The organism is Cellulomonas sp. C5510 (assembly GCF_019797765.1).
Classification (GTDB): Bacteria; Actinomycetota; Actinomycetes; order Actinomycetales; family Cellulomonadaceae; genus Cellulomonas.
Window position 1 is genome coordinate 85564 of record NZ_CP081863.1, and the last position, 24503, is coordinate 110066.

Annotated in this window: 23 protein-coding genes, 1 pseudogene, 1 riboswitch and 1 other annotated feature; of the genes and pseudogenes, 17 read left to right on the plus strand and 7 right to left on the minus strand. The window is 69.6% G+C overall.

Features of this window, described 5'->3' with window-relative positions; genetic code table 11:
• The first annotated feature begins 450 nt into the window (after positions 1-450).
• The 3 genes from K5O09_RS18895 to K5O09_RS18905 all read left to right on the plus strand — a co-directional run bounded on the left by K5O09_RS18895 (position 451) and on the right by K5O09_RS18905 (position 5243).
• A complete protein-coding gene (locus K5O09_RS18895) occupies positions 451-3156 on the plus strand; it encodes a heavy metal translocating P-type ATPase (RefSeq protein ID WP_168631498.1) in 2706 nt (901 codons plus the stop codon).
• 85 nt (positions 3157-3241) lie between these two features.
• On the plus strand, positions 3242-4804 hold the full coding sequence (gene lnt, locus K5O09_RS18900; RefSeq protein ID WP_168631497.1) for an apolipoprotein N-acyltransferase: 1563 nt from the start codon (positions 3242-3244) through the stop codon (positions 4802-4804).
• A 37-nt stretch (positions 4805-4841) separates the two neighbouring features.
• Positions 4842-5243, plus strand: a complete 402-nt coding sequence (locus K5O09_RS18905) for a hypothetical protein (protein ID WP_168631529.1) — start codon at positions 4842-4844, stop codon at positions 5241-5243.
• Between the two features lie 79 nt (positions 5244-5322).
• Here the strand turns inward: K5O09_RS18905 and K5O09_RS18910 are convergent, their stop codons facing one another.
• Positions 5323-6036: a C40 family peptidase gene (locus K5O09_RS18910; protein ID WP_255596437.1), complete on the minus strand. Its 714-nt coding sequence runs from the start codon at positions 6034-6036 to the stop codon at positions 5323-5325.
• Positions 6037-6113: 77 nt separating this feature from the next.
• A riboswitch (cyclic di-AMP (ydaO/yuaA leader) is annotated at positions 6114-6292 on the minus strand.
• A 311-nt stretch (positions 6293-6603) separates the two neighbouring features.
• Between K5O09_RS18910 and K5O09_RS18915 the strand changes: the two genes are divergently transcribed.
• The 5 genes from K5O09_RS18915 (at position 6604) to K5O09_RS18935 (ending at position 12578) form a co-directional block, all read left to right on the plus strand.
• Positions 6604-7998, plus strand: coding sequence for a multicopper oxidase family protein (locus tag K5O09_RS18915; protein WP_168631495.1), 1395 nt, complete (start codon positions 6604-6606; stop codon positions 7996-7998).
• On the plus strand, positions 7995-8492 hold the full coding sequence (locus K5O09_RS18920) for a DUF2752 domain-containing protein (protein WP_168631494.1): 498 nt from the start codon (positions 7995-7997) through the stop codon (positions 8490-8492). The genes K5O09_RS18915 and K5O09_RS18920 overlap by 4 nt, the downstream gene beginning before the upstream one ends.
• Before the next feature lie 185 nt (positions 8493-8677).
• Complete coding sequence (locus tag K5O09_RS18925) at positions 8678-8956, plus strand: metal-sensitive transcriptional regulator (protein WP_168631493.1); 279 nt, start codon at positions 8678-8680, stop codon at positions 8954-8956.
• A gap of 281 nt (positions 8957-9237) precedes the next feature.
• Positions 9238-10475 (plus strand): IS3 family transposase gene (locus K5O09_RS18930; protein WP_239073683.1). Its coding sequence is split into 2 segments (ribosomal slippage): positions 9238-9517 and positions 9517-10475, totalling 1239 coding nucleotides; the frame shifts between segments, so codons are not numbered across the junction.
• Positions 9516-9629 (plus strand) — a sequence feature (AL1L pseudoknot). It overlaps the preceding gene by 114 nt.
• Positions 10476-10571: 96 nt before the next feature.
• Positions 10572-12578 carry a heavy metal translocating P-type ATPase gene (locus K5O09_RS18935; protein WP_255596438.1) on the plus strand — a complete coding sequence of 669 codons (2007 nt, stop codon included), beginning with the start codon at positions 10572-10574 and terminating at the stop codon, positions 12576-12578.
• 352 nt (positions 12579-12930) lie between these two features.
• On the opposite strand, the gene K5O09_RS18940 is transcribed toward K5O09_RS18935, so the two are convergent.
• Together K5O09_RS18940 and K5O09_RS18945 are read right to left on the minus strand one after the other, a co-directional pair.
• Entirely contained in the window at positions 12931-13155 is a 225-nt protein-coding gene (locus K5O09_RS18940) for a DUF2188 domain-containing protein (protein WP_168631492.1), read from the minus strand.
• A gap of 70 nt (positions 13156-13225) precedes the next feature.
• On the minus strand, positions 13226-13501 hold the full coding sequence (locus tag K5O09_RS18945; RefSeq protein WP_168631491.1) for a hypothetical protein: 276 nt from the start codon (positions 13499-13501) through the stop codon (positions 13226-13228).
• Between the two features lie 190 nt (positions 13502-13691).
• Here K5O09_RS18945 and K5O09_RS18950 point away from each other — a divergent pair, with 190 nt between their 5' ends.
• A complete protein-coding gene (locus K5O09_RS18950; RefSeq protein WP_168631490.1) occupies positions 13692-15155 on the plus strand; it encodes an ATP-dependent endonuclease in 1464 nt (487 codons plus the stop codon).
• A gap of 342 nt (positions 15156-15497) precedes the next feature.
• Here the strand turns inward: K5O09_RS18950 and K5O09_RS18955 are convergent, their stop codons facing one another.
• Positions 15498-15836 carry a metalloregulator ArsR/SmtB family transcription factor gene (locus tag K5O09_RS18955; RefSeq protein ID WP_168631489.1) on the minus strand — a complete coding sequence of 113 codons (339 nt, stop codon included), beginning with the start codon at positions 15834-15836 and terminating at the stop codon, positions 15498-15500.
• A 4-nt stretch (positions 15837-15840) separates the two neighbouring features.
• On the minus strand, positions 15841-17064 hold the full coding sequence (locus K5O09_RS18960) for an MFS transporter (protein ID WP_255596439.1): 1224 nt from the start codon (positions 17062-17064) through the stop codon (positions 15841-15843).
• Between the two features lie 215 nt (positions 17065-17279).
• Between K5O09_RS18960 and arsB the strand changes: the two genes are divergently transcribed.
• Genes arsB through K5O09_RS18975 form a run of 3 tightly spaced genes read left to right on the plus strand, consistent with a single transcriptional unit; the run spans position 17280 to position 19846 of the window.
• Entirely contained in the window at positions 17280-18383 is a 1104-nt protein-coding gene (arsB, locus tag K5O09_RS18965; RefSeq protein WP_168631488.1) for an ACR3 family arsenite efflux transporter, read from the plus strand.
• Entirely contained in the window at positions 18380-19408 is a 1029-nt protein-coding gene (locus K5O09_RS18970; RefSeq protein ID WP_222172923.1) for a metalloregulator ArsR/SmtB family transcription factor, read from the plus strand. Before arsB ends, K5O09_RS18970 begins: the two co-directional genes overlap by 4 nt.
• 18 nt (positions 19409-19426) lie before the next feature.
• The gene (locus K5O09_RS18975) at positions 19427-19846 is read left to right on the plus strand and encodes an arsenate reductase ArsC (RefSeq protein ID WP_168631486.1); all 420 of its coding nucleotides are present in this window, start codon (positions 19427-19429) and stop codon (positions 19844-19846) included.
• Between the two features lie 104 nt (positions 19847-19950).
• Here the strand turns inward: K5O09_RS18975 and K5O09_RS18980 are convergent, their stop codons facing one another.
• Together K5O09_RS18980 and K5O09_RS18985 are read right to left on the minus strand one after the other, a co-directional pair.
• Positions 19951-20097, minus strand: coding sequence for a hypothetical protein (locus K5O09_RS18980; protein ID WP_239073680.1), 147 nt, complete (start codon positions 20095-20097; stop codon positions 19951-19953).
• Positions 20094-21253 (minus strand): annotated as a pseudogene (locus K5O09_RS18985) (IS3 family transposase). Before K5O09_RS18985 ends, K5O09_RS18980 begins: the two are co-directional and overlap by 4 nt.
• On the opposite strand from K5O09_RS18985, the gene K5O09_RS18990 reads away from it, so the two are divergent.
• From K5O09_RS18990 to K5O09_RS19010, 5 genes are all read left to right on the plus strand, one after another.
• On the plus strand, positions 21209-21859 hold the full coding sequence (locus K5O09_RS18990; protein ID WP_255596442.1) for a molybdopterin-dependent oxidoreductase: 651 nt from the start codon (positions 21209-21211) through the stop codon (positions 21857-21859). The pseudogene K5O09_RS18985 and the gene K5O09_RS18990 overlap by 45 nt on opposite strands.
• A gap of 12 nt (positions 21860-21871) precedes the next feature.
• On the plus strand, positions 21872-22093 hold the full coding sequence (locus K5O09_RS18995; RefSeq protein WP_168631482.1) for a hypothetical protein: 222 nt from the start codon (positions 21872-21874) through the stop codon (positions 22091-22093).
• Positions 22094-22310: 217 nt separating this feature from the next.
• Positions 22311-22994, plus strand: coding sequence for a Crp/Fnr family transcriptional regulator (locus K5O09_RS19000; protein ID WP_168631526.1), 684 nt, complete (start codon positions 22311-22313; stop codon positions 22992-22994).
• Positions 22995-23124: 130 nt separating this feature from the next.
• Entirely contained in the window at positions 23125-23364 is a 240-nt protein-coding gene (locus K5O09_RS19005) for a heavy-metal-associated domain-containing protein (protein WP_168631481.1), read from the plus strand.
• Between the two features lie 469 nt (positions 23365-23833).
• Complete coding sequence (locus tag K5O09_RS19010) at positions 23834-24253, plus strand: hypothetical protein (RefSeq protein WP_168631480.1); 420 nt, start codon at positions 23834-23836, stop codon at positions 24251-24253.
• Positions 24254-24503: the final 250 nt, after the last annotated feature.

Below are 24503 nucleotides of genomic sequence, written 5' to 3' on the forward strand. Positions count from 1 at the left end.
ACCCCTGCCGCGGGCGCTCCAGGAGCTGACGACTCCGCCTTCAGTGCGTCGTCGGCAGCATCGCTCGGCAGAGCGTGTCGCCCTCGAGCTGGTGGGCGGTCCGCAGCCTGTGGACGCGTGTCCGGATCGACCTCCGCGGCCGACTGCGGAGCTGCGCGGTGACGCGCCATGCCGGCGTGCCGAGCCGTCACCGGGTGGACCTGCAGGGCGCCGCATCGGGGGGAACTCGCACCGCACCAGCGTCGAAGAGAACTGCCCAAGCCTCGGTTGGCTCTCGGTGAAGATTCGATCAGGGGCACCGGGAGGGCGAGCTCTTGACCCAACCTCAACCCGGGGCTCACCGAATCGCAGGGAGCATCGATCTAGTGTCGACTCATACCCCCAGGGGGTATGGCCGATGCCGGCGGAATGAGCGGCCGGCCGCTACGGGATCTTCCAAGGGGTCAAGCCATGGTCGCGTTGATCGTGATTTTCACAGCCGCCGTTCTGACAGCAGGACTGGGGTGGTACTTCTTCGGGCCGCGCACCAGCAGCCGCGCCGAGCTCCGCGACGGAAGACAGGTCGCCACCATCGTCGTCAAGGGCGGCTACTCACCGGACGTCATCGAGGTCGTCCGCGGAACGCCCGTGCGGTTGCGCTTCGACCGCCAGGAGACCGGCGACTGCTCCTCGCGCCTGGTCCTGCCCGAGTTCAAAGTGAACGCCGCCCTCGCGGCGCACCGTGTCACCGAGATCGACTTCATACCGACCCAGTCCGGTGAGTTCGGCTTCGCCTGCGGGATGAACATGCTGCACGGCACGCTGCGGGTGGTCGACGACCCGACGGACCCCGAGAGCACCCTCGTCGAGCCCGACCACCGCACGGGCCGCAGTTCGGAGCCCGAACACGACCCCCTGGTCCAGGGCGCCATCGACACCGAAGCCCGGGAACGCGCCGCGGAGGTCAAGGACTTGCGCAACCGCGTGCTCGCCGGGACGGCATTGACCACCCCCGTCCTGCTCGCGGTCATGGCGACCACGCTCCTCGGGGCTACCTGGGTGCCGCCGGTCTTGCTCGACCCGCTCGTGCAGCTCCTGCTGATCGCGCCGGTCATGGTGTACACCGGGGCGCCGATCCACCGCACCGGATGGCTCGCGTTGCGCCACCGCGCGGCCGACATGAACTCCCTGATCACCCTGGGCACCATCGCGGCGTTCGGGTTCAGCCTGATCGCGACCTTCACCCCGGGTCTGCTACCCGCGGAGTCCCGGGAGGTCTACTACGAGGCGGTGGGCGTGATCATCACGCTCATCCTGCTCGGGCGGCTCCTGGAGACACGCGCGAAGGCGGGCACCGGCGAGGCGATCCGGGCACTGATCGGGCTCCAGCCGCGCACCGCGCGCGTCGAGCGCGGCGGGACGCAGATCGACGTCGAGATCGAAGACGTGCAGCGCGGCGACGTGGTGATCATCCGCCCCGGCGAGAAGCTGCCCGTCGACGGCGAGGTGCTCGAGGGAGCCTCAGCCGTCGACGAGTCCATGGTCACCGGCGAGCCGATGCCCGTGGCCAAGTCGGTGGGCGACACGGTCATCGGCGCGACGATCAACCAGACCGGTTCCCTGCGCTACGTCGCGACCCGGGTCGGGGCCGAGACGATGCTCGCCCAGATCATCCGCCTGGTCCGTGAGGCACAGGGCTCGAAGGCACCCATCCAGCGCCTGGTGGACAAGGTCTCGAGCTACTTCGTGCCCGCGGTCATGGCGGCAGCCGTGTGGACGTTCGTCGCCTGGTACCTCGTGGGGCCACCGCCGTCCGTGGTCTACGCCCTCGTCGCGGCGGTGTCCGTCTTGATCATCGCCTGCCCGTGCGCCCTCGGGCTCGCGACACCACTGTCGATCACGGTCGGCACGGGCAAGGGCGCCACGAACGGCATCCTCATCCGCTCCGCCGAGGCCCTCGAGACCGCGCACAAGCTGGACACGATCGTCCTGGACAAGACCGGCACCATCACCAACGGCGCGCCCGTGCTGACCGACGTCCTGCCCACTCCCGACTTCCAGGCCGACGAGCTCCTGGCACGTGTGGCCTCCGCAGAACAGGCTTCCGAGCACCCCCTGGCGTCCGCGATCGTTGCGGCAGCTCTCGAGCGTGGACTGCGCCTGAGCCGCCCGCAGCAGTTCGACTCCGTCACCGGACAGGGCATCATCGCCGTGCTCGACGGCTCCCAGGTCCTGGTGGGCAACGAGCGTCTGCTTAGCGGACACGGGGTGGCCGCGGGTGCGCTGCTTCGCGAAGCCGGCCGGCTCGCCGCGGAAGGCAAGACGGCGATGCTCGTCGCGATCAACCGGATGCCCGCCGGGGTCATCGCCGTCGCGGACACGGTCAAGGACACCTCCGCCCAGGCGGTCGCAGCCTTGACCGCCCGCGGCATCGACGTGGTGATGATGACCGGCGACAACCGCGTCACGGCGGGTGCCATCGCCCGCCAGGTCGGCATCGCACGTGTCGTCGCGGAGGTTCTGCCGGAGCACAAGGCCAGCGAGGTGCGACGCCTCCAGGCCGAGGGGCGAGTGGTCGGCATGGTCGGCGACGGGATCAACGACGCGCCCGCGCTCGCCCAGGCCGACGTCGGATCCGCGATCGGCACCGGCACCGACGTGGCGATCGAGTCCTCCGACATCACCCTGATCTCCGGATCGCTGACGGGACTCGTCACGGCGATCGACCTGTCGCGCGCGACGATGCGAAACATTCGCCAGAACCTGGTGTTCGCGTTCGGGTACAACGCCATCGGCATCCCGATCGCCGCCGGCGTGCTCTACCCCGCGTTCGGACTGCTCCTGAGCCCCATGCTCGCAGCGCTCGCGATGGCGCTGTCGTCGCTGTCCGTCGTCGCGAACGCCAACCGCCTGCGCCGGTTCACCCCGCGCGCCCTGGCCGTCAGCACCACCAGCACACCGCACGCCGAACCAGCCGTCCACGTGACGGCCGAACACGAAGGGCACACCACCATGACCCCCAGCTCCCAGGCACCCGTGGTCGACCCGGTGTGCGGCATGACCGTCGATCCTGCGGAAGCGGCGGCCACCCGGCAGTGGCGGCAGCAGACGTTCTCCTTCTGCTCGACGCAGTGCGCAACCACCTTCGACGGCGAGCCTGCCGCCTACGCATCCTGACCAGCCGCGCCACATGCCCGCAGCGACTGCGCCCGTCCTCCCGTCCCCGGTGCCCCGAGCCCGCGCGCTGCGTCCAGGAGGCTCAGTGCGCTGGCTCGGGGCGGCCGCGGCCGGAGGGCTGATCACCGCGGCGGCCTTCCCTGATCTTGGCTGGTGGCCGGCAGCGCTCGTCGGGGTCGCGCTGCTTGCCGCGCACCGTGAGGTGGAGTCGGTGCGCGCGGTCACCGCAAGGTGGTTCGTCTGGGGCCTGAGCTTCTTCCTCGTCCACGTCTCCTGGGCCCAGCAGGCCGCCGGCGCAGTGGCATGGTTCGCCCTGGCCACTGTCGAGTCGATCCTCGTCGCCGCGGTGGGAGCAGCCTGGGCGGCGGCCAGGCGGGCGCGCTGGGTGACTAGCCGCACGACGGTCCAGGCTGTCGTCTTTGCGTCGGTCTGGGTGGCGGGGGAGCAGCTCCGCGCGGTCTGGCCATTCGGCGGCTTCCCCTGGGGCAGGCTGGCCTTCTCGCAGACCGATGGCCCGCTGCTGGGTCTGGCGTGGCTCGGCGGCGCGCCGTTGGTGTCCTTCGCCGTGGCGCTGATTGCGTACCTGCTGACCGCGACGCTGACAGCCTGGCGCCGGGGCGAGGTCCGCACGGGTGTCTGGCTGACGGCCCTGGCCGCGGCGGCGGTGCTGGTGGGACCGGCCGTGCCGCTGGACACGAGTGCGCAAGCCGGGACGCTGCGAGTCGGTGTCGTCCAGGGGAACGTGCCCGAACCAGGCACGGACGGGGCCGCCCGGGCCTGGCGAGTGCTCACCAACCACGTCGAGGGCACCAAGTCGTTGGCCACGCAGCCCGGAGCGGAGCCTGTCGACCTGGTGATCTGGCCCGAGAACGCCACCGACATCGACCCGCGTCAGGACCCGCGGGCTGCAGCACTGGTGCAAGAGGGGGCCGCGGCGATCAACGCCCCGATCCTGGTCGGCACAGACCGCGACACCCCCGCAGGGCGCTACAACGACATGGTCGTGTGGGATCCCCGGCGGGGGCCCCTGACGTCCTACTCCAAGCAGCAACCGGCTGCGTTCGGCGAGTACGTCCCCCTGCGCGCGTTGGTCCGCGTGTTCTCCCCCGAAGTGGACCGCGTCAGCATCGACATGATCCCTGGGACGAAGCCCGGGGTCCTGTCCGTTCCGGCCCCCCGCCTCCACCGCGACATCCCGGCCGCCACCGCGATCTGCTTCGAGGTCGCCTACGACAACCTCGTGCGTGATGCAGTGGTCCGAGGTGGGCAGTTCATCGCGGTGCCCACCAACAACGCCTCGTTCGGACGCAGCCCCCAGTCGACCCAGCAGCTCGCCATGTCCCGCCTGCGGGCGGTGGAGCACGGGCGCGCCGTCATCCAGGCGTCCACGGTGGGGGTGAGCGCCGTGATCGCTCCCGACGGCACGATGAACCTCCGGACGTCGCTGTTCACCGCGGAGACCCTCACTGCGCAGATCCCCTTACGCACCGCACTGTCACCAGCGGACCGCGCACGGGACGCCCCGGTGGCGGTGGCGACGGTCGCGGCACTGATCGCCGTCGGCTCGGGCGTGGTGACCAGCCGCCGACGCCGACCTCCCGTGCACCCGTCTCGGCCCGGGACTTCGTCGGACCTTCATGAACCCTGAACGGAGCATTCAGCACACCGGGTCGAGCCTGGTGGCCATGCCACCGGAACCGGTCGACACGCCTGCCCAGCTCGCGGACGCGACGAACCCCCGATCCCGCACCCGAGCGCTGTGGTCCGCAGCGAGCAGCGCGCTCGGTGCGGTGGTGGGACTGGCACCGCACGTCCTGCACCACGTCGGCCCGTTGGTCGGTACTGCGATTGTCGCGGGTTCCGGCGGGACCGCCCTCTTCGGCGTGCTCGGGCTGGCCGCCACCGTCCCCATGCTGGTCAAGCTGCACAGGCGCAGCGGGTCGCTCTGGCTGCCAGCCGGCGCTCTCGTGCTCTTCGCGATCGCCTTCGCGTTCTCCACCTTCGTCCTCGGGCCGCTCATCAGCGGTGAGGAGCCGACGGTCCCCAGCAGCGACGTGCACGAAGGGCACCATCCCGCCGACAGCTGAAGCTCCCGACGGTGCACCTCCACGCCGCCCGTCGGCACAGCGCTGTACGGCGCGACCGCGACGCCGCACAGCGCTGGCGTCAGCCGACCCGGATGAACACCGGCGAGGTCTGCCAGATCTCGCGGATCTGCACGGCCTTGCCCGGAACCGGCGCATCGACCTGCAGGTTCCCGCCGGCGTAGATCGAGATGTGCCCCGGCGACCAGATCAGGTCGCCGGGCTGAGCCTGGTCCCGCGGCACCTCGACCCCCGCGTACCGCTGCTGCGCGGACGTCCGCGGCAGCGTCACCCCGACCTGCGCGTACACGTACGAGGTGAACCCCGAGCAGTCGAAGCCGCTGGGCGTGGTGCCGCCCCACACGTAGGGCACCCCCACGAGGCTCGATGCTGCCTCGACGATCGCGCTGCCGTTCGCGCTGGCCGGCGCGGGCGCCCCGATCCCGGGCGACGGTGCAGGCGTCTCGTCCCGGGCCGTGCTGCGAGTCGCAGCCGGGGCCTGCTCGGGCTGCGGCTCCGGCTCCGGCTCGGGGGCCGGCGGTGGCGTTACCGCCGTAGCAACGGGATTGTCGAACGTCCAGGTCGCCTCGGCCGGAGTCGCGACGACCGGCCCGGACTCGATCACCGCTCTGGCCGCCGACGTGAGTCGTGCAGTGTCCAGCAGCGCGATCCGGCTCTCGTGATGGGAGGGCACCGCCGCGGACGCCGGGGCTGCCACCAGGGAGACGACCATGCCCGACGTCGCCACGGCAGCTCCGGTGCGGCGCCCGGCGGCAGACAGACCGGAGGCGGCCACGGCCTGTGCGTCGGTCAGGGGCGTTCGGCTGCGCCCGGCCGCGCGGTGGCGCGCTCGGGCGAAGGGGCGTGCGGGCATCGACGACTCCTGCCGCCTGCGAGGTGAGCTGTCGGGTTCGGGCCGGAGCAGCCCGGCCGGTCCATCGAGACCGGCTTCACCCCAAGGGCACGACGTGCCCGTCCATCCTGGTTCCCCCGCTCCTGCCCGTGCGGTCTGCGGGTCGTCGAGCAGCGGCAGGACTCGGCGTTCTGCTCGACCCACCCAGTCGGCGCCTGGGTCGCGACGATGCTAGGCAGCCCATGCGGTGCTGTCATCGCCCACCGGCGCAATCCTGGCGTGCGAACAGGTCTCGAGACCGCCGCACGGCGCCCCGCAGGGCGGGCGAAGTCGCTGGTCGCGAGCGTTCGTCTCGCGCACGGTGTGTCGTGGACGCACGCACCGCCTCGTCGGGAACTTCAGCGAAACTTCATGGAAGCCGCTGAAGCGGCTTGATCTACACAAGCGACGCTAGACGGGAGCCGAGGGGTCCCCAGACCCCGGATCGATCGCCTGAGGAGCACCCCGAGCATGATCCGCCGTCGTCCTGTCGTCGTCGCAACGACCGCCGTCGTCCTGGCCGCGGGCGGTGCTGCGTTCGCGGTCAGCCGTGCGCTGGCTCCCGCCGCAGACACCGCGGTCCAGGAGAGCATCGATCTCCCCGCGGTCGACCGGTACGACATCACCGGAGCGACCACGCAGGGGGTCGTCGACCTCGACATCACCACCGCAGAGATGACGCTGGGTGGTCGGTCCGTCGAACGGTATCTCTACGCGGACGCTGCAAGCGAAGTCGTCCACGGGGCCGGGGTGCCGATCGTCGTCGACGTAGGGCAGCGGCTGCAGATCGACGTCACGAACTCGACCGACACCGCGACCAACATCCACTGGCACGGGATGAGCGTGCCCGCCGACCAGGACGGTCCAGGCATCCTGATCGACCCCGGACGAGAGCACCGGTACGAGTTCACCGCTGCCCGCCCAGGAACGTACTGGTACCACTCACACGAACGACCGGTGCGCGACCAGGTCGATCGCGGCATGTATGCACCGTTCATCGTCCGCGAACCCGCGGACGCGCGCTACGACCTCGACCAGGTCCTCGTGCTCGACGACTGGGTCGTGGATCGCACCACCGGTCACATGGAGGTCGTCGGCGACGTCGACACCGTCAACGGCCGCACCGGCCAGGACATCGAGCCGATCAGCATCACCGGCGGGCAGATCGCCAAGCTCCGGCTGGTGAACGCCTCGACCGCCAAGACCCAGGACCTGACGTTCCCACTCGACGTGCGCGTCACCCACACCGACGGCGCACCCCTCGTCGAGCCCTACAACACCCGCCGGCTCAGCATCGCCCCAGGCGAGCGCTACGACGTCGAGGTCGCCCCGGTCGGCCACCTGGGGTCGGGCTTGTCGATCACCAACGAGCGCGACAACGGAATGACCATCCCCGTCCACTACACCGCCTCGGACGCTCCCGCGGCCGTCTCGCCCTTCATCCCGCCCGCACCCAGCGACCTCGACCCCGACCTGCTGAGCCGCGAACCGGACATCGAGATGGTGCTCGCCGACGCGATGACGATGTCCGCAGGCATGGGCATGGCCTGGACGATCAACGGCGACGTCTTCCCCGACGCTGAGACGTTCGACGTGCAGGTCGGGCGCACCTACCTCGTGCGTTTCCGCAACGCCGGGCAGCACCGAATGGACCACCCGATGCACGTGCACGGCGCGCACTTCCGGGTGCTATCCACCGACGGCCAGGCCCTCGAGCGGGAAGTGTGGAAGGACACCGTGGCGGTGCCACCGGACAGCTACGTCGACGTCGCCGTGACCTTCGAGCAGCCCGGGACCTGGATGGTCCACTGCCACATCCTCGATCACGAGGACGCCGGGATGATGACCAGCATCACGGCGACATGAGACGGCGCGACCGGCGCCCGCCGCGGCAGCCACCCGGCCCGACCCACGTCGCCACCCCGCCGGCGTCGCGCTCGTGGATCACCGTCAGCCTCGACGAGCGAGACCGGTGGCCGGCGCTCGCGCCCGTCGCAGCGCTCGGTCTAGTGGCCGCAGGGCTGATGGCCTGGCTGGGCCTGCCGCCGGTGGACCTTCACGGGCCGCTGCACCGCTGGTTTTCTGTCATGGACCCCCTGTGCGGCGGAACGCGGTCCGTGCGGCTCGCCGCGATGGGCGATCTCGCAGCAGCATGGAAATACAACCCGCTCGGCCCGATCCTGATGACCGGGGCCGCGCTGGCTGTGCTGCGGTGGTGCGCCGGCACCGCGACCAGCAGATGGCTCGGGCTCGACCTCGCCGACCGCCGGCCTGCGCGTGCCGCTGCGGGGCTGATCACGACACTGCTGCTCGCCTTGCTCGCGGTCCGCCAGCAGCTCAACGTCGAGCTCCTGCGGTAGCCCGCGCCCGACCGCGTTCATCAGACCTTGACCGCATCGTGAGCGCGCCTCGACGGCCAGCCCATAGCGTTGCTGCCGAGTCGGTTCCCCCGCGCGCAGCGGAGGAGTTGCCGTGCACACGCGCGGACGAGACCCCCGCGCCGGCGCACAGTGTGCGCCGGGCGATACCCCGACGGGAGGCCGCCATGAGGACCACGGCTGAAGACGAGGCCGTTCTCCGGCGCCTGCGCCGCCTCGAAGGGCAAGTGCGCGGCGTCGCGACCATGATCGAGAGCGGTTCGTACTGCATCGACGTGCTCACGCAGATCGCCGCCGCATCCGGTGCCCTCCAGGCAGTCGCGCGTCAACTCCTCGACGACCACATCCGTCACTGCCTCTCGCAAGCCGCGCAGGCGTCCGCAGACGTGCAGGACGAGCGTGTCGACGAGGTATCGCAGGCGATCGCCCGCCTGCTTCGCGCCTGACACCCGAGAGCGTGCCTGGAGCGCGGTTCGTCACCCGACGATCCCGCAGACCGCAGACCGCGAACCGCAAGGACGAGACACATGCATCGTGGAGTCGGAATACCCTCGGGGGGTATGCCGTTTGAGCGGGCGAAGCCCCACTCCGGGTCGGATCACGAGAGAGGACCACCGCGATGAGCCTCGAGGACCACACCGGGCACGGGCCCGTCGATGCACCGAGTACGGCCCACTGAACCGCCCCGGGTTCCATGGAGGCTCTCAATCCACGGAGGATGAGGGTCATGGCTGCACCGAGGAAGTACCCCGACGAGCTGCGTGAGCGCGCGGTCCGGCTCGTGCTGGACGCGAAGAGGGACCCGGTGACCCGTCCGGCGGCGTGCCGGCGGATCGGTGAGCAGCTCGGGATCAATCCCGAGACGCTGCGTGGGTGGGTGAATCAGGTCGAGATCGACGCGGGCGACCGGCCCGGGACCACCACGAGCGACGCGCAGCGGCTGGCCGAGCTGGAGCGGGAGAACCGGGAGCTGCGGCGGGCGAACGCGATCCTGCGTAGCGCGTCGGCTTTCTTCGCGGCGGAGCTCGACCGCCCGTCACCCAGGTAGTCGCGTTCATCGACGCCCACCGTGCCGAGTTCGGGGTCGAGCCGATCTGCGTCCAGCTGCAGGTCGCCCCGAGCACGTACTACTCCGCCAAGGCCCGCCCGCCCTCGGCCCGGTCGGTCACCGACGCCGCGCTGAGCGAGGTGATCACGGTCGAGCACGCCGCGAACTACGGCGTCTACGGCGCGCGGAAGATGTGGAAGCACCTGCACCGACTCGGGCATTCGGTCGGGCGCTGCCCGGTCGAGCGGCTCATGCGGGCTGCTGACCTGCGCGGAGCGGTCCGCGGTCGAGCCAAGCGCACGACGATCCCGGGCAAGGACGGGGTCCGGGCCGGTGATCTGGTCAACCGGGCGTTCACCGCGACCGCACCGAACCAGTTGTGGGTCGCGGACTTCACCTACGTCCGCGCGTGGTCGGGGTTCGTCTACGTCGCGTTCGTGATCGACGTGTTCTCGAGGATGATCGTGGGCTGGAAGGCCGACACGAACATGCGCGCGGCCCTGGTCACCGACACCTTGGAGATGGCCACCTGGGCACGCGGCCGCACCGGCGTGACGGACCTGACCGGGCTGATCCATCACAGCGACGCCGGGTCCCAGTACGTCTCGCTGGCGCTGACCGAGCGCCACGCCGCACACGGCATCCGGGCTTCGATCGGCACGGTCGCGGACGCCTACGACAACGCCCTGGCCGAGTCCACGATCGGGCTGTTCAAGACCGAGCTGATCCGCCGCCGCGGGCCCTGGCGGACCCTGGACGACGTCGAGATCGCGACCCTGGAATGGGTCGACTGGTTCAACAACCGCCGCCTGCACACCGAGCTCGGCGACATCCCGCCAGCCGAGCACGAGACGAACCACTACCGTCAGAACCACACGTCAACGACGCTGGAGACCAGAGAACCGAGCCTCCACTGAACCCGGGGCGGTTCACACCACGGACATGGAGGGCACACGCCCGACGGGCAGACGACGCAGGAGCACCATGGGCACCCCGCGACCGTGACTGCAGCGGTGCCGCCTGACCACCAGGACGCGCACGGTGGCCACGAGGGGCATACAGGCCACGGCAGCCATGCCGGTCACGTCGACCGGTTCCGCCGCCTGTTCTGGGTCATGCTCGTGCTCGCGGTCCCGGTCGTCGCCGCCAGCGCCATGTTCGCGATGCTCCTGGGCTACGAGCTGCCCGACGCAACCTGGGTGGCGTGGGTCTCGCCCGTGCTCGGCACGGTCATGTTCACTTGGGGCGGCGCGCCGTTCCTGACCGGTGCCGCCCAGGAGCTGCGCGCCAAGCGCCCCGGGATGATGCTGCTCGTCGCGTTGGCGATCACCGTGGCGTTCGTCGCGTCGTGGCTCGCGACCCTGGGTGTCGTCGCCCACGGACTCGACTTCTGGTGGGAGCTCGCGCTTCTCATCGTGATCATGCTGCTCGGGCACTGGATCGAGATGCGCTCGCTCGCTCAGACGACCTCCGCTCTCGACTCCCTGGCCGCTCTGCTGCCCGACGAGGCCGAGCGCGTCGAGGGCAACGACGTGGTCCGGGTCGCCCCGTCCGACCTCGCGGTCGACGACGTGGTGCTCGTGCGACCCGGAGCCAGGGTTCCCGCAGACGGCGCGATCATCGACGGCGCCGCCGAGATGGACGAGTCGATGGTCACCGGTGAGTCCCGCACCGTGCGGCGCTCCGCCGGGGACCGGGTTGTCGCCGGCACCGTCGCCACCGACTCCGCCCTACGGCTGCGGGTGACCGCCGTCGGAGACGACACCGCGCTGGCCGGCATCCGCAGGCTCGTGCTCGAAGCGCAGAACTCGACCTCGCGCGCGCAGCGACTGGCGGACACGGCAGCCGCGCTGCTGTTCTGGTTCGCCCTCGGTGCGGCCGCCGTCACCGCCGTCGTCTGGTCGATCGCCGGCCAGCCCGACGCTGCCGTGATCCGCACCATCACCGTCCTGGTGATCGCCTGCCCCCACGCCCTCGGCCTGGCGATCCCCCTCGTGGTGTCCATCGCCACCGAGCGCGCCGCCCGCGGCGGCATCCTCGTCAAGGACCGCCTGGCCCTGGAGAGCATGCGCACGGTCAGCACCGTGGTGTTCGACAAGACCGGCACCCTAACCAAGGGCCAGCCGACCGTGACCGACGTGCGGCCCACCCCCGGTTTCGACCGCGACGAGGTTCTGGCGCTGGCCGCGGCCGCCGAGGCCGACAGCGAGCACCCGCTCGCGCAGGCGATCGTCTCGGCCGCGAGCGACCTGCACGTGCCGGCCGCCGCCGAGTTCACCTCGTCCCCAGCGGTCGGCGTCCGCGCCCGCGTCGGCGGCCGGACCGTCGAGGTCGGAGGCCCCAGCCTGCTGCACCAGAGCGGTGTCGACGAGCTCGATGGCATCGACCAATGGCGCAGCGAAGGAGCGATCATTCTGCATGTGCTCGTCGACGGCCGCCCGGCCGGGGCTCTGAAGCTCGCCGACGAGATCCGCGAGGAGTCCCGGGCCGCAATCCGGCAGCTCCACGACCGCGACGTCGACGTCGTGATGATCACTGGCGACGCGGAGGCCGTCGCCCGCACCGTCGCCGCCGAGATCGGCATCGACCGGGTCTTCGCCGGTGTCCGGCCCGAGGACAAGTCCGCCAAGGTCGCCGAGCTCCAGCGCGAGGGAGGCACCGTGGCGATGGTCGGCGACGGCGTCAACGACGCCCCCGCCCTCGCGCAGGCCGATGTCGGCATCGCCATCGGCGCCGGCACCGATGTCGCGATCGCCTCCGCCGGCGTGATCCTCGCCAGCGACGACCCTCGGTCCGTCGTCTCGGTCATCGATCTGTCCACTGCCAGCTACCGCAAGATGAAGCAGAACCTGTGGTGGGCCGCTGGCTACAACCTCATCGCTGTGCCGCTTGCCGGCGTGCTCGCACCCATCGGTTTCGTCATGCCGATGTCCGTCGGGGCCATCCTCATGTCCGTGTCCACGATCGTCGTCGCCCTGAACGCTCAGCTCCTGCGTCGACTGGATCTGCGGCCACGTTGACAAGAGCCGAGCCAAGTCGGCGCCCTCGGTGCCGGAGTACCGACGGTCATCAATATGGGACGCCGCCAAGTGCTCGAGCGGACCTGCCGGTTGACGAGGTCTCAGCTCCGCGCTGAGTCCTCCCCGAAGCCTGGCGTGCCGTCAGCGACGTCGACGCCGTACATCTGTGGGCGTCGGTTCGCCGCCGGCTGCTGCGACGGGTGCCACGCGAACGTGTACCCCGCAGCCCCCAGGGCGTGCATCGAGGCCATCGCACAGACGCCGGTGTCGAGGCTCGTCGCGGCCTCGCGCGGCACACTGTAGATGGCCCCCGGCCACCAGGAGCAGCCAGCCGCCGCGGCCGGGGGTTGTTCTAGCCGGGGATGTTCCTTGGATCGTTCCCGTACGAGTTCTTCTCGTGCACCAGGCCGTCGAGACCATGGATGTGGTGCTCCAGGCCGCGCTCGATCGCGAGCTGCCGCCCTTCGGCCACGGCGGGGTCCTTAGTTGAGTGGGTCGAGCCCACTTGTGACCCGCCGATCTCGTTGAGCCATGAATCGTCCCGGTGGACGGTGTGCACCCCGTTGCCGTCGCTCACGGTCACTCCCTTCGTCGACGTCGGAAGTCTCGCGCGGGCGGGTCGACCTCGCACGCCGGCATCGCGGCCGTCACGTGATCTTGTCGCGCCTGGCCGCCAACTCGGGACCTGGGTACAGGCAGTTCAGCAGGTCGGTCACCCACTCGTCGCCGACGTAGCCCCGCGCGGCCGCTAGGCTCTCGCCGCGCAGCCCGGCCAGCTGGAAGATCTCGTCGGCGGCGGCGTCCAGCCGGTCCGCGATCCTGGCGTTCCAGCCGGCCCCCATGTTGCCTTCGGTGCCGCGCACGATGCGCGCGAGCGCGTTGAGCACGTGGCCGCCGTCGCTGGCTGTCGTGTCGTTGCTCATCGGTCTTGCCCCTCTCGTCGGAACCGACGGTAGAGGGCTATGGCAGGTGCCGTGCTGCGAGGCACCAGCGACTGGTACAGCGACGTGTCGCGATGAGACGAGTACGTCTCGGGACAGGCGCGAGAGATTGTCGGCGTGCGACGTCCTGGTTTGGGCGTGCGCCGGCGTAGTCAGCACTACGCTCGGCCACATGACCGAGATCAGCCCAAATAGTCTGCAGAGCCTCGCTGACAAGGTTGCCAAGCAATCCTATTCGAAGTACCTGCGGCGTGTGGTCCTCCGCAAGGTGCGCGGTTTTGTGGACAAAGAGGTGCGCTTCGACTTTCCGGTCACGGCACTCATTGGACCAAATGGCGGCGGCAAGTCCACTATCCTGGGCGCGGCCGCTCTCGCATACAAGGACGTCAAGCCGGAGCGATTCTTCGCCAAGAGCGGGCGCTACGATTCGAGCATGGTCAAGTGGTCGATCGAACACGGCGTCATAGACAAAGCGATCGGTTCGGCTTCGGAGGTGCGACGCAGCGTAAACTTCCCCACCTCCAAGTGGAACCGAAAGCCATTCGTTCGCGACGTGCTCGTATTCGGCGTAACGCGCACAGTTCCGGCTACCGAGCGGTCAGACCTTCGACTTGCCCGGGGGAGTCGGTTTAAAGCCGTAAGCGAGACGAAACTCCCGGCATCAGTAATCGAGGCCACGCAATCCATCCTCGGAAAAGCCGTGGGTGGCTACTCGGAACTCGACGTAACCACACGAGCCACCCTCTACACCGCACAAGATAGCGGTTCTGGAACATCGTACACGGAATTTCACTTTGGAGCCGGTCAGGCAAGCATAATCCGAATTGTGTCAGGGATTGAGGCTGCACCCGATAACAGTCTGATCCTGATCGAGAACGGCCTACACCCAGTCGCGACCAGGCGACTGGTGGACTACCTGCTCAAGATCGCGATCCGCAAGAAGTGCCAAGTGATCTTCACGACCCACTCATCCGAGGCCATCGAGGCGCTCCCGCCAGGTGCCGTGTGGGCCGCTTTTGACGGCGAGGTAGTGCAAGGGGCCTTGAACATCGAGGCGCTCCGGGCGATTACAGGAACAATTCCCGCTCGCATCGCCTTCTTTGTGGAAGATTCGCTCGCAGAGCTAGTGATTGCGGCAGCCCTGCGCCACTACGGCGTCGACATTGCAGCCGTGGCAATCCACGGACTAGGCGGAGCCGAGCAGGCCATTAAGGTACAGCACACCCGGAAGGTGGACCCGACTGCGCCGGTTCCGAGTGTCGTATTTCTCGACGGAGATAAGTCCGATAAGATCGATCCAGCTTCGCTGATCTTTGCGCTCCCAGGAGACGACGACCCTGAGGCGCACATTTATGATACGGTGATGGGCGACTTGGACAATCTTGCGGCCAAGCTGACCGCCGCACTGAATCTGCCGATCGACCAGCAGGGCCGGGTAAAGGCTGTGGTTGCCGAGACAGGTCTGACGAATCATGACCGCCACACCATTTTTCGCCAGATTGGCGAGAAGCTCGACTTGACAGCTGAACTGGTAGTCGCGAACGCCTTCATCGGGCTGTGGGCGCAACTACGGTCCAACGAGGTTGAGGCGTTGCTCTCACCAATCCGCGCGATGCTACCGATGAAGACCGACTAGGCCGAAGAGACCGAGTGCCTCACGCGGGGTCGGCGCTCGACTCGGTTCGGCGCCCGCAGGTTCCGCGTGCGGCCTACGTCTACGCGAGAAACTCTCATCTGATGAGAGAACCGGATGCTGAACTGGTGCAACGTCATGACCCTCCAGTGATGCCGCCGCATCGAGGCGCCCTCGACGTGGCGACTGAACTGCGGAGACGCTGCGTCGCACGGTGAGACGAGTTCTCTCATCTCGTCGCTACTCGTCCTACTCGTTGTCCGATAATCAACATTATGTCCGTTTGTAGTCTGCGTATCCCTCTGACCTGCGACGATGCCGCACCCCCCCTGCCGCGTCGGCTGGTCAGAGGTGGTGCGGTGGGGTGTCGTAGCGGAGGTGCTCGGCCTGGTGGAGGACGTTGAGGACGAGCGCGTCGATGTGCTCGTTGGTCAGTCGGTAGTACACGGTGGCGCCGTCGCGGCGTGTGGCGACCAGGCGGCCGGCTCGGAGCTTGGCGAGGTGCTGGGACACGCCGGGCACCGGCCGTGCGAGCCGGTCGGCGATGGCCCCGACGGAGAGCTCGCCGTCGTGGAGCAGCGCGAGGATCGCCAGCCGGGTCCGGTCGGCGAGCAGGCGCAGCACCTCGACGGCGGTGTCGAGCTCGGCGTCAGGGACGGCCGCCCGGGTGGTCTCGGCGCTCACGTGCTCAGCCTGCCACGCGCGCGGCGCGATCCTGGGCCGGCCACAGCGCGGCGGTCGCCAGCAGAGCGGCTGCACTGAGTGCGGCCAGGACGAGCGCCGCGGTCCCGAGCCCTCGGCTGCCGATCCAGCCGGCCAGTGGGTAGGTGATGAGCCAGCACGCGTGGGACAGCGAGAACTGCGCGGCGAACACCGCGGGCTGGTCCTGCTCCTGGGTGGTGCGCGTGATGATGCGTCCCACCGGCGTCTCCGCGGCTGCCCACCCCGCCCCGACGAGCAGGAACAGGGCGCCCACCAGGACCAGTCCCCCGGTCCCCCGGATTTGCACCGCCGCCGCGACCGCTGCCGTGGCCACGACGAGCAGCCCGCCACCCCTCAGCATCAGCGCGCGCTCCGGCAGCGCCTCGAGCGCCCGCGGAAGGAGCAGCGCCACGATGATCGATCCCGCCCCGAGCGCGGCCATCAGCAGCGCCGCCGCGCCCTCGCCTCGGCTGTAGGTCTCCCTCGCGACGACGACGTACTGCACCAGCACGAACGCTCCCCCGGCCGCGACCGCCATGTTCAGCGCGAGCACGGCCCGCAGGGCCGGCGTCCGGAGCATCTGCGCGATGCCCCGGCGCGCACGCTCGGTGAAGGGCGCGACGTCGTCCGCCAGAACGACGGGCCGGCCCAGTCGCAGACGGGCGACGAGCAGCGCGGACACCGCGAACCCGACCGCCGTGCCGACGAACAGGTCAGAGCTCGGCACGACGAGCAGCAGCCCCGCAGCGAGGAGCGGTGACAGGACCATCTCCAGGTCCTCGCTCATCCGGGACAGCGACAGCGCCTCGGTGTACCGGCGCTCGTCCTGCAGCACCTGCGGCAGCGCGGCCTGGTAGGCCGGGGTGTGCACCGCCGACGCCGCCTGCAGGACCAGGACCAGGACGTAGACCTGCCACACGGACGACACCAGCGGCAGGCCGAGGACCACCACGACGCGCACCAGGTCCGCGGCGACCAGCACGGCCCGAGGGGGCGCCGCGTGCACCACGGCGGCCGCCACCGGCGCGACCGTGACGTACGCCAGCATCTTGATCGCGAACACCGTGCCCAGCACCAGCCCCGCCCGGGCGCCCGCGAGGTCGTAGGCGAGCAGGCCCAGGGCCACCGTCGTCAGACCGGTCCCCGCCAGGGAGATCACCTGCGCGGAGAACAGGCGGCGGTACGTCGGGACGGCAAGAGCTGTCAGCACTCGAGCATCTTTGCACGGTTGCAGTAGTGCGCAAGCGCGCATGTGCGGTGCGCGTGCATGCACGCCCACCGATCCGTAGGCCCGACGACGCCGGGAGACGCCTTGGCCGGCCGGTGCGCCACTCTCGACCTGGTCATCTCGCCGCCACCGCCGTGATGGTGCGCGTCGGCGACGATGCGCGTGGGGATTGATTCGACATGTGTCAAAGTAGCCACATGCCAAATCAGGTCCCGCCCAGCTCGACCCGGCGACTGTCGAACCTGGACCGGTGGCTGCCCGTGTGGATCGGGCTGGCCATGGTCGCGGGCCTCGCGGTGGGCCGGTTCGTCCCGGCTCTCGGAGGCGCGCTGGCTGATCTGGAGCTGGGGGGCATCTCGCTGCCGATCGCGCTCGGTCTGCTGGTGATGATGTACCCGGTGCTGGCGAGGGTCCGCTACGACCGGGTCGCTGCGGTGACCGGGGACAAGCGGCTGCTGGGGAGCTCGCTCGCGTTGAACTGGGTCGTCGGCCCCGCGCTGATGTTTGCCCTGGCCTGGGTGTTCCTGCCCGACCTGCCGGAGTACCGCACGGGCCTGATCGTCGTGGGCCTGGCGCGGTGCATCGCGATGGTGGTGATCTGGAACGACCTGGCCTGCGGTGACCGGGAGGCGGCTGCGGTGCTGGTCGCGATCAACTCGGTGTTCCAGGTGGTGGCGTTCTCGCTGCTGGGCTGGTTCTACCTGAGCGTGCTGCCGGGCTGGCTCGGCCTGGACTCCGCCGGCCTGGAAGTCTCGGTCGGGCAGATCGCTGTCAACGTCGCGGTCTTCCTGGGAGTCCCGCTGCTGGCCGGGTTCGCCTCGCGGTGGATCGGTGAGCGCACCCGCGGACGCCAGTGGTACGAGGAGCGGTTCGTCCCGCGGGTGGGTCCGTGGGCGCTGTACGGGCTGCTGTTCACGATCGTCCTGCTGTTCGCGCTGCAGGGTGAGGCCGTGACGTCACGGCCGCTGGACGTCGCGCGGATCGCCCTGCCGCTCCTGGCCTACTTCGCCGTCATGTGGGCCGTCGGCCTGGCCACCGGGCGGGGCTTGGGGCTGGGGTACGCGCGGTCGACGACGCTGGCGTTCACCGCGGCAGGCAACAACTTCGAACTGGCGATCGCGGTGGCGATCGGGACGTTCGGTGCGACCTCGGGGCAGGCGCTGGCCGGTGTGGTCGGCCCGCTGATCGAGGTCCCGGTCCTGGTCGCCCTGGTCTACGTCAGCCTCTGGGTCAGGGACCGCTGGTTCCGCCCGTCCTCGACCTCCCCCTCCACCGCCGAGCTGCAGGAGGCACGCTCATGACCACCACCGCCCCCGACGCCACCACGACCGCCACCGGCGGCTGCACGCCGCAGACCTCACCGGCGGACCACGCGATCGGCGCCGACGCCGCGGCGCACGTCGCCGGCACCCTGAAGGCCCTGGGTGACCCGCTGCGGCTGCGGATGCTGTCGCTGATCGCGACCTCCCCGACCGGCGAGGCGTGCGTGTGCGACCTGGCCACGGTCGCCGAGGTCAACGCTCCGACGGTGTCGCACCACCTGAAGCTGCTCAAGGACGTCGGGTTGCTGACCTCCGAGCGGCGCGGGACCTGGGTCTACTACCGGGTACAGCCGGCCCTGCGCGGCGCGGTCACCACCCTGCTGGACTCCTTCGCCCTCGCAGCCGCGGACGCCGCGAACGCGGTCCCGCTCGCCGGGCTCACCGACGCCGAGGACGCCCTGGTCCGGATCGCCGACCGCCTCGCCGTGGCGTTCCCCGACCGCGACCCCGGCGCGGTCCTCAGCGTCGTCAGGGAGTCCTACACCGGACTGGCGCGGTCCTCGGCGATCCGCTCGCACCTGGTGGTCAACACCGAACGGTTCGCCCGCCAGCGCCTGACCGACACCGCCCGGGCCCTGGACGCGGCGGACACACGCCCGCAGGTGCTGTTCGTGTGTGTCGCGAACGCCGGCCGTTCCCAGCTCGCCGCTGCCCTGCTGCGCCACTACGCCGGCGACGCGATCACCGTCCGGTCCGCGGGGTCCGCACCGGCCGCCGACGTGCACGCCGCGGTCCGGCCGCTGCTCGCCGAGCTCGGCGCCGACGGCGAGGCGTTCCCCAAGCCGCTGACCGACGACGCAGTCCGCGCCGCGGACGTCGTCATCACGATGGGCTGCGGCGACACCTGCCCGATCCTGCCCGGCAAGCGCTACGAGGACTGGGTCGTCGGCGACCCTGCCCTGGCCTCCGAGACCGGGGTGCGGGCGATCCGCGACGAGATCGACCGCCGCGTGCGCGCCCTGCTCACCGACCTGCTGCCCGACCTCGCCCTGCCGACCGCCTGACCTTCCGTGGAGACCGAGATGACCGAGACCACGCCGTCCGCCCTGTTCGTCTGCGTGCACAACGCCGGCCGCTCGCAGATGGCCGCGGGCTACCTGCGGGCGCTGTCCGGCGGCGCCGTCGAGGTCCGCTCGGCCGGGTCGATGCCCGCCGAGCAGATCAATCCGGTCGCAGTGGAGGCGATGCTCGAGGAGGGCATCGACATCCGCGCCGAGCGACCCAAGGTGCTGACCACCGACGCGGTCAAGGCGTCCGATGTCGTCATCACCATGGGCTGCGGCGACGCGTGCCCGATCTTCCCCGGCAAGCGGTACGAGGACTGGGCCCTGGCCGACCCCGCCGGGCAGGGCATCGAGTCGGTCCGCCCGATCCGCGACGAGATCCGCGGCCGCATCCTGACCCTGCTGACCGAGCTCGGGGTCGAGCCCGTCACCACCTGATCTCCCAACGCCACGAGGGCCGCACCCCGCCTGGGGTGCGGCCCTCGTGCGTGGGCTGCTCAGGCTGTGGATCGCATCGCTTGGTGGCGTGCTTCTGGTAGCGGTCAGTGGCCGATGAGGAGGGCTTCTCTGGCGGCGTCGACGAGCTCTGGGGTGAGGATGTGGAGGTCGTTGATGGTCTGGACGCGTTCGATCTGGGTGATCAGGGGAGCCTGACCCGGTTTCCCGGACAGTTGCGGTGTGGTGATCATGCCGCCGCGGTGGCGGCGGTGTGCAGGTCCTCGAAGTCGTTCGGGGACCGGTAGCCGAGTCCGGAGTGGCGTCGGACGGGGTTGTAGAAGCCCTCGATCCACTCGAAGATCGCCGAGGCGAGCTCCTCGCGGGATGACCAGGCGTGGCGGTCGAGCAGCTCGCGCTGCATGCTCGACCAGAAGCTCTCCATCATGGTGTTGTCGACCGAGGACGCGACTCGGCCCATCGAGCCGAGCAGGCCGGCCTCGCGCAGCCGGTGCCCGAAGATCCACGACGTGTACTGGCTGCCGCGGTCCGCGTGCACGATCGCCCCTGGTGCGGGGTGGCGCCGCCAGATCGCCATCTGCAGGGCGTCGACGACCAGCTCCGAGCGCATGTGGTCCGCGATGGACCACCCGACGATCTTGCGGGTGAACACGTCCAGGACCGCGGCGCAGTAGACCTTCCCGGTGCCCGTCGGGTGCTCGGTGATGTCGGTGCACCACAATCGGTCCGGGCTGTCGGCGGTGAACCGCCGCTGGACGAGGTCGTCGTGCGGTGCTGGCAGCGGTCGTTGCCCGCAGCGTTTGCGCCGGTGGCAGACCCCTATCAACCCGGCCGCGCGCATCAGCCTCGCGACGCGTTTGCGTCCGCAGGCGACCCCGAGCCCGAGACGCAGCTCGGCATGGACTCGCGGGGCGCCGTAGGTCGCCCGCGAGCCGTGATGGATCGCCGTGATCGTCGCGGTCAGCGCCTGGTCGGCGATCGCGCGGGTGCTCGGCGGTCGGTTCATGGCGTCGTAGAGCCCGGAGCGGGAGATCCCGAGGACCCGGCAGGTCGCCGCGACGGGCACCCCGTCAGCGGCCAGCTCTTGGACCAGCCGGGCGCTCATTTTGGGAGCACGTTCTCCCGGGCGAAGTACGCCGGGGCCCGCTTGAGGATCTCGACCTCCATCTCCAGCACCCGGTTGCGGCGCCTCAGCTCGACCAGCTCGCGGCGCTCGTCGGAGCTCACGCCCTCACGGCGACCGGCATCGACGTCGTCTTGGGCCATCCACCGGCGCAGACACGACTCGCTGATCCCGAGATCGGACGCGACCTTCGCGACCGGCTGCCGACCCGAGCGGGCCAGATCCACTGCTCGACGCCGGAACTCCGGCGGCTTGGCTGCAGGCATCCCAGACTCCCTTCCCGAGACGATCATCGCCTCGGACCAGGTGTCCGGAGAAGCGGGTCAGGCTCCTGGCTCGCCCACCGGGACAGCGGCTTCCGTGACTCGCGCCTCGAGCTCGGTGGTGAGCTGAGCGGTAAGACGCTGCAGCTGAGCGTGGGGGACTTGCGTCAGCTCCCGAAGACCGAGTACATCGCGGTCCACACCTGCATGCAGGGCTGGTCGGCCACCTCCAAATGGGCCGGCGTCCGGCTCCGTGACCTCCTCGAGGTCCTCGGACCTCCCCCGGAGGGTGCCAACTACGTGATGATCACCTCCCACGGCCTGGCCCAGGAGATGTGGGACCACCGGCCGCGGGAACCGTTCTACGCGGTGCTGGACCTCGACACGGTCGCCGAGGACGACACGATCCTGGCGTACGAGCGCAACGGGCACCCGTTGGAGGTGCATCTGGGCGCGCCGCTGCGGCTGCGGGTGGAGTCGAACCATGGGTACAAGATGGTCAAGTGGATCAAGTCCATCGAGTGGATCACCGACTACGCCGCGTACGGTGACGGTCGTGGCGGCACCCGTGAGGACGCCGCGATGCAGGCGTTCAACGGCCGGATCTGACAGGAGCAGGGCATGATCAGCACTATCTACACCGTCGCCGGCATGACCACAGCCGAGGATGCGCGGGCCATCAAGGACAGGCTCTATCTCGTGGCAGGTATCGGTGCCGTCGCCACCGAGATCATTCCCGACGGCGAAGCGCGCATCATCCTCAAGCACAAGGACGACGTCGAGCTGAACCGCTCGGCCATCGAGGCAGCCGTGCAGGAGGCGGGCGAATACACGCTCGCCTGACCATTACGGCTACCAATAATGAGACGAAGCACGTGCTTATTCGTCTCGGCGCATCTAGCATCACTTTCAGGAGGCAATCGTGAGCAGCGAACCCGGCTCCGCCGCATCGCACGGTGCATCCTCCCCGGTCAATTCGGCTACCGGCGCACCTGGCCGACGACGAGTCCCGCTGCGCTCGACCTGCGCCCAGCCCCATCACTGTCCATTGCCGGCACGCATGAAGGTTCTCGGCCAGGTGCCGCTCTTCGCCGGTCTGTCCCACGAGGATCTTGTCGGTATCGACCACCGCATGGTCTCGCTGTCCTGGGCTGAGGACGACCCGCTCTACACAGCCGGCGACGTGGCCGAACATCTCTACGTCATGGCAGCCGGGCGCGCCAAGGTCTCCCGCCCGACCCCGAACGGCCAGGACGTCGTCGTCGATCTCCTGGCCCCTGGCGACCTCTTCGGAGGCATGCACACCCTGGGCCAGCCCACCTACCCCGAAACCGTTCGCGCCCTGACCACCACCTGCGCGTTACGCATCGACACACGCGCTTTCCGCGATGTCATGACGCAACACCCCGAGGTCGCCCTACGGGTGGTGGACGACGTCACCGCGCTGCTAGCGCAAGCGCGTGCGGACGTCACCGCGCAATCCACCGCCACCGTCGCCCAGCGGGTAGCGACCACGCTGTTGCGCCTAGCCGAGAAGTTCGGCCAGGACAGCTCCTCCGGTGCCACATTGATCCAGTTGCCGCTGTCTCGCACTGACCTGGCCGGCATGACCGGCTCGACACCGGAGTCCGTCTCCCGGGTAATGAGCCAGCTCCGCAAGGACGGCATCATCGACTCCGGCCGCAGATGGACCGCCATCCTGGACGGCGACCGTCTGCTCGCCACCGTGGCCGCCAGTGCCTGAGGGGCGAGGACTCTCTCACGTCTGCTGCGGTTGATTGATGCACGTCATGGTTCGGTTCCTGGCCCGCTCGTAACGTCGTAGTCAGCACCCAAGAAGGGTGAGACCTCGTCAGAGAAGGAAGGAACACACCATGAGCACCACCGCTCCCGCCACCACCCACACGACCCTGCGCGCCGAAGGCTTCTCCTGCCCCTCCTGCGTGGCGAAGATCGAGAAGCGTGTCGGACGCCTGGACGGCGTCAGCGCCGTGAAGGTCCAGTTCGCCTCGGCACGCATCGAGGTCGACCACGACCCGGCCAAGGCCAGCGTCGAGGACCTGATCGCCGCTGTGGGCAGGGCCGGGTACGTCGCCAAGCCTGCCGCGTTCTGACGCCCGCCGCGCCAAGGAGAAGGACAGTGAGCGTCATGGCACAGGCGGCGCACCTGCAGCTGCGCCTGGGCGATTTTTTCTGCCCCTCGTGCGCCACCGACATCAACCGGCACCTGAAGCGTCTTCCGGGGTGCAGGCCGTGCACATCGATCTGCACTCGCACCGGGTTGACGTCGACTACGACCCCCGACGCTTGGACGTCGAGGACATCCTGGTGACCGTCGGCGGTGCCGGCGTTACCGCAAGCGTTATCTCGGAGGACAGCTAGGACCCGCCTCCACTAGGGCGACCAGGGACGTCGACCGGTGCCCAGACCAAGCGCGAGCGCACTGCCCGGGCGTCATCCCGCCACCCATCAGGGCCGCACCGGGCCGCCGGGCCCGTCAATGATCAGCGGAAGCCTGCCCGCTGCATTCTCACGTGTGAACCGCTGGTAGACCCACGTCCCAAGAACTCAGGAGAGATTGCTATGAGCGTCAAGCTTCACCATGTCCCGCCGCGCCTGGCGAGCGGGGCCTTCATATTGAACACCGGAATCACTAAGCGGTCATTGCACGTCGACGGGGCAACGGGGCTGCGGGACCAGGCCGCCAACGCGTTCCCGTTCTTGAAGAAGATGGACCCGGTCCGCTTCGGGAAGGCGTTGTCGACCTTCGAGATCGCTCTGGGCACGGCGCTACTAGCCCCGATGGTACCCACCCGGGTGGCCGCGGCCGGCCTAAGTGGATTCTCGGCCGCATTGATGGCCGTGTACCTCAAGACGCCAGGGTTCACCCGTGATGACGGAATCCGTCCAGCGCCGGCTGGCATGGGGATCGCTCGGGACGTCTTCATGCTCGGTAGCGGTCTGGGCCTGATGGTGGAGGAACTGGCAACCAGGCGAAACTGACGGGGCCGTCCCGCCATGCGCGTGACACCCGGCCCCACGGGCCCCGCGGACTGGGGTGTGGTCATGGACGCCCGCGGGCCGAGGCTACGTGGCTCGTCCGGCCGCATTCTGAGCCGGACCAGCTAAGCGTCACCGCCGATCAACTCGGCGGTGACGCTCTTCATTGCGCCAGCACGCTAGAGCAGCCCCGGCGGCGGTGCACGGATGGGTGTGCGGTTGATTGACGCCGGTCATGGTTGCCCGGTGCCGA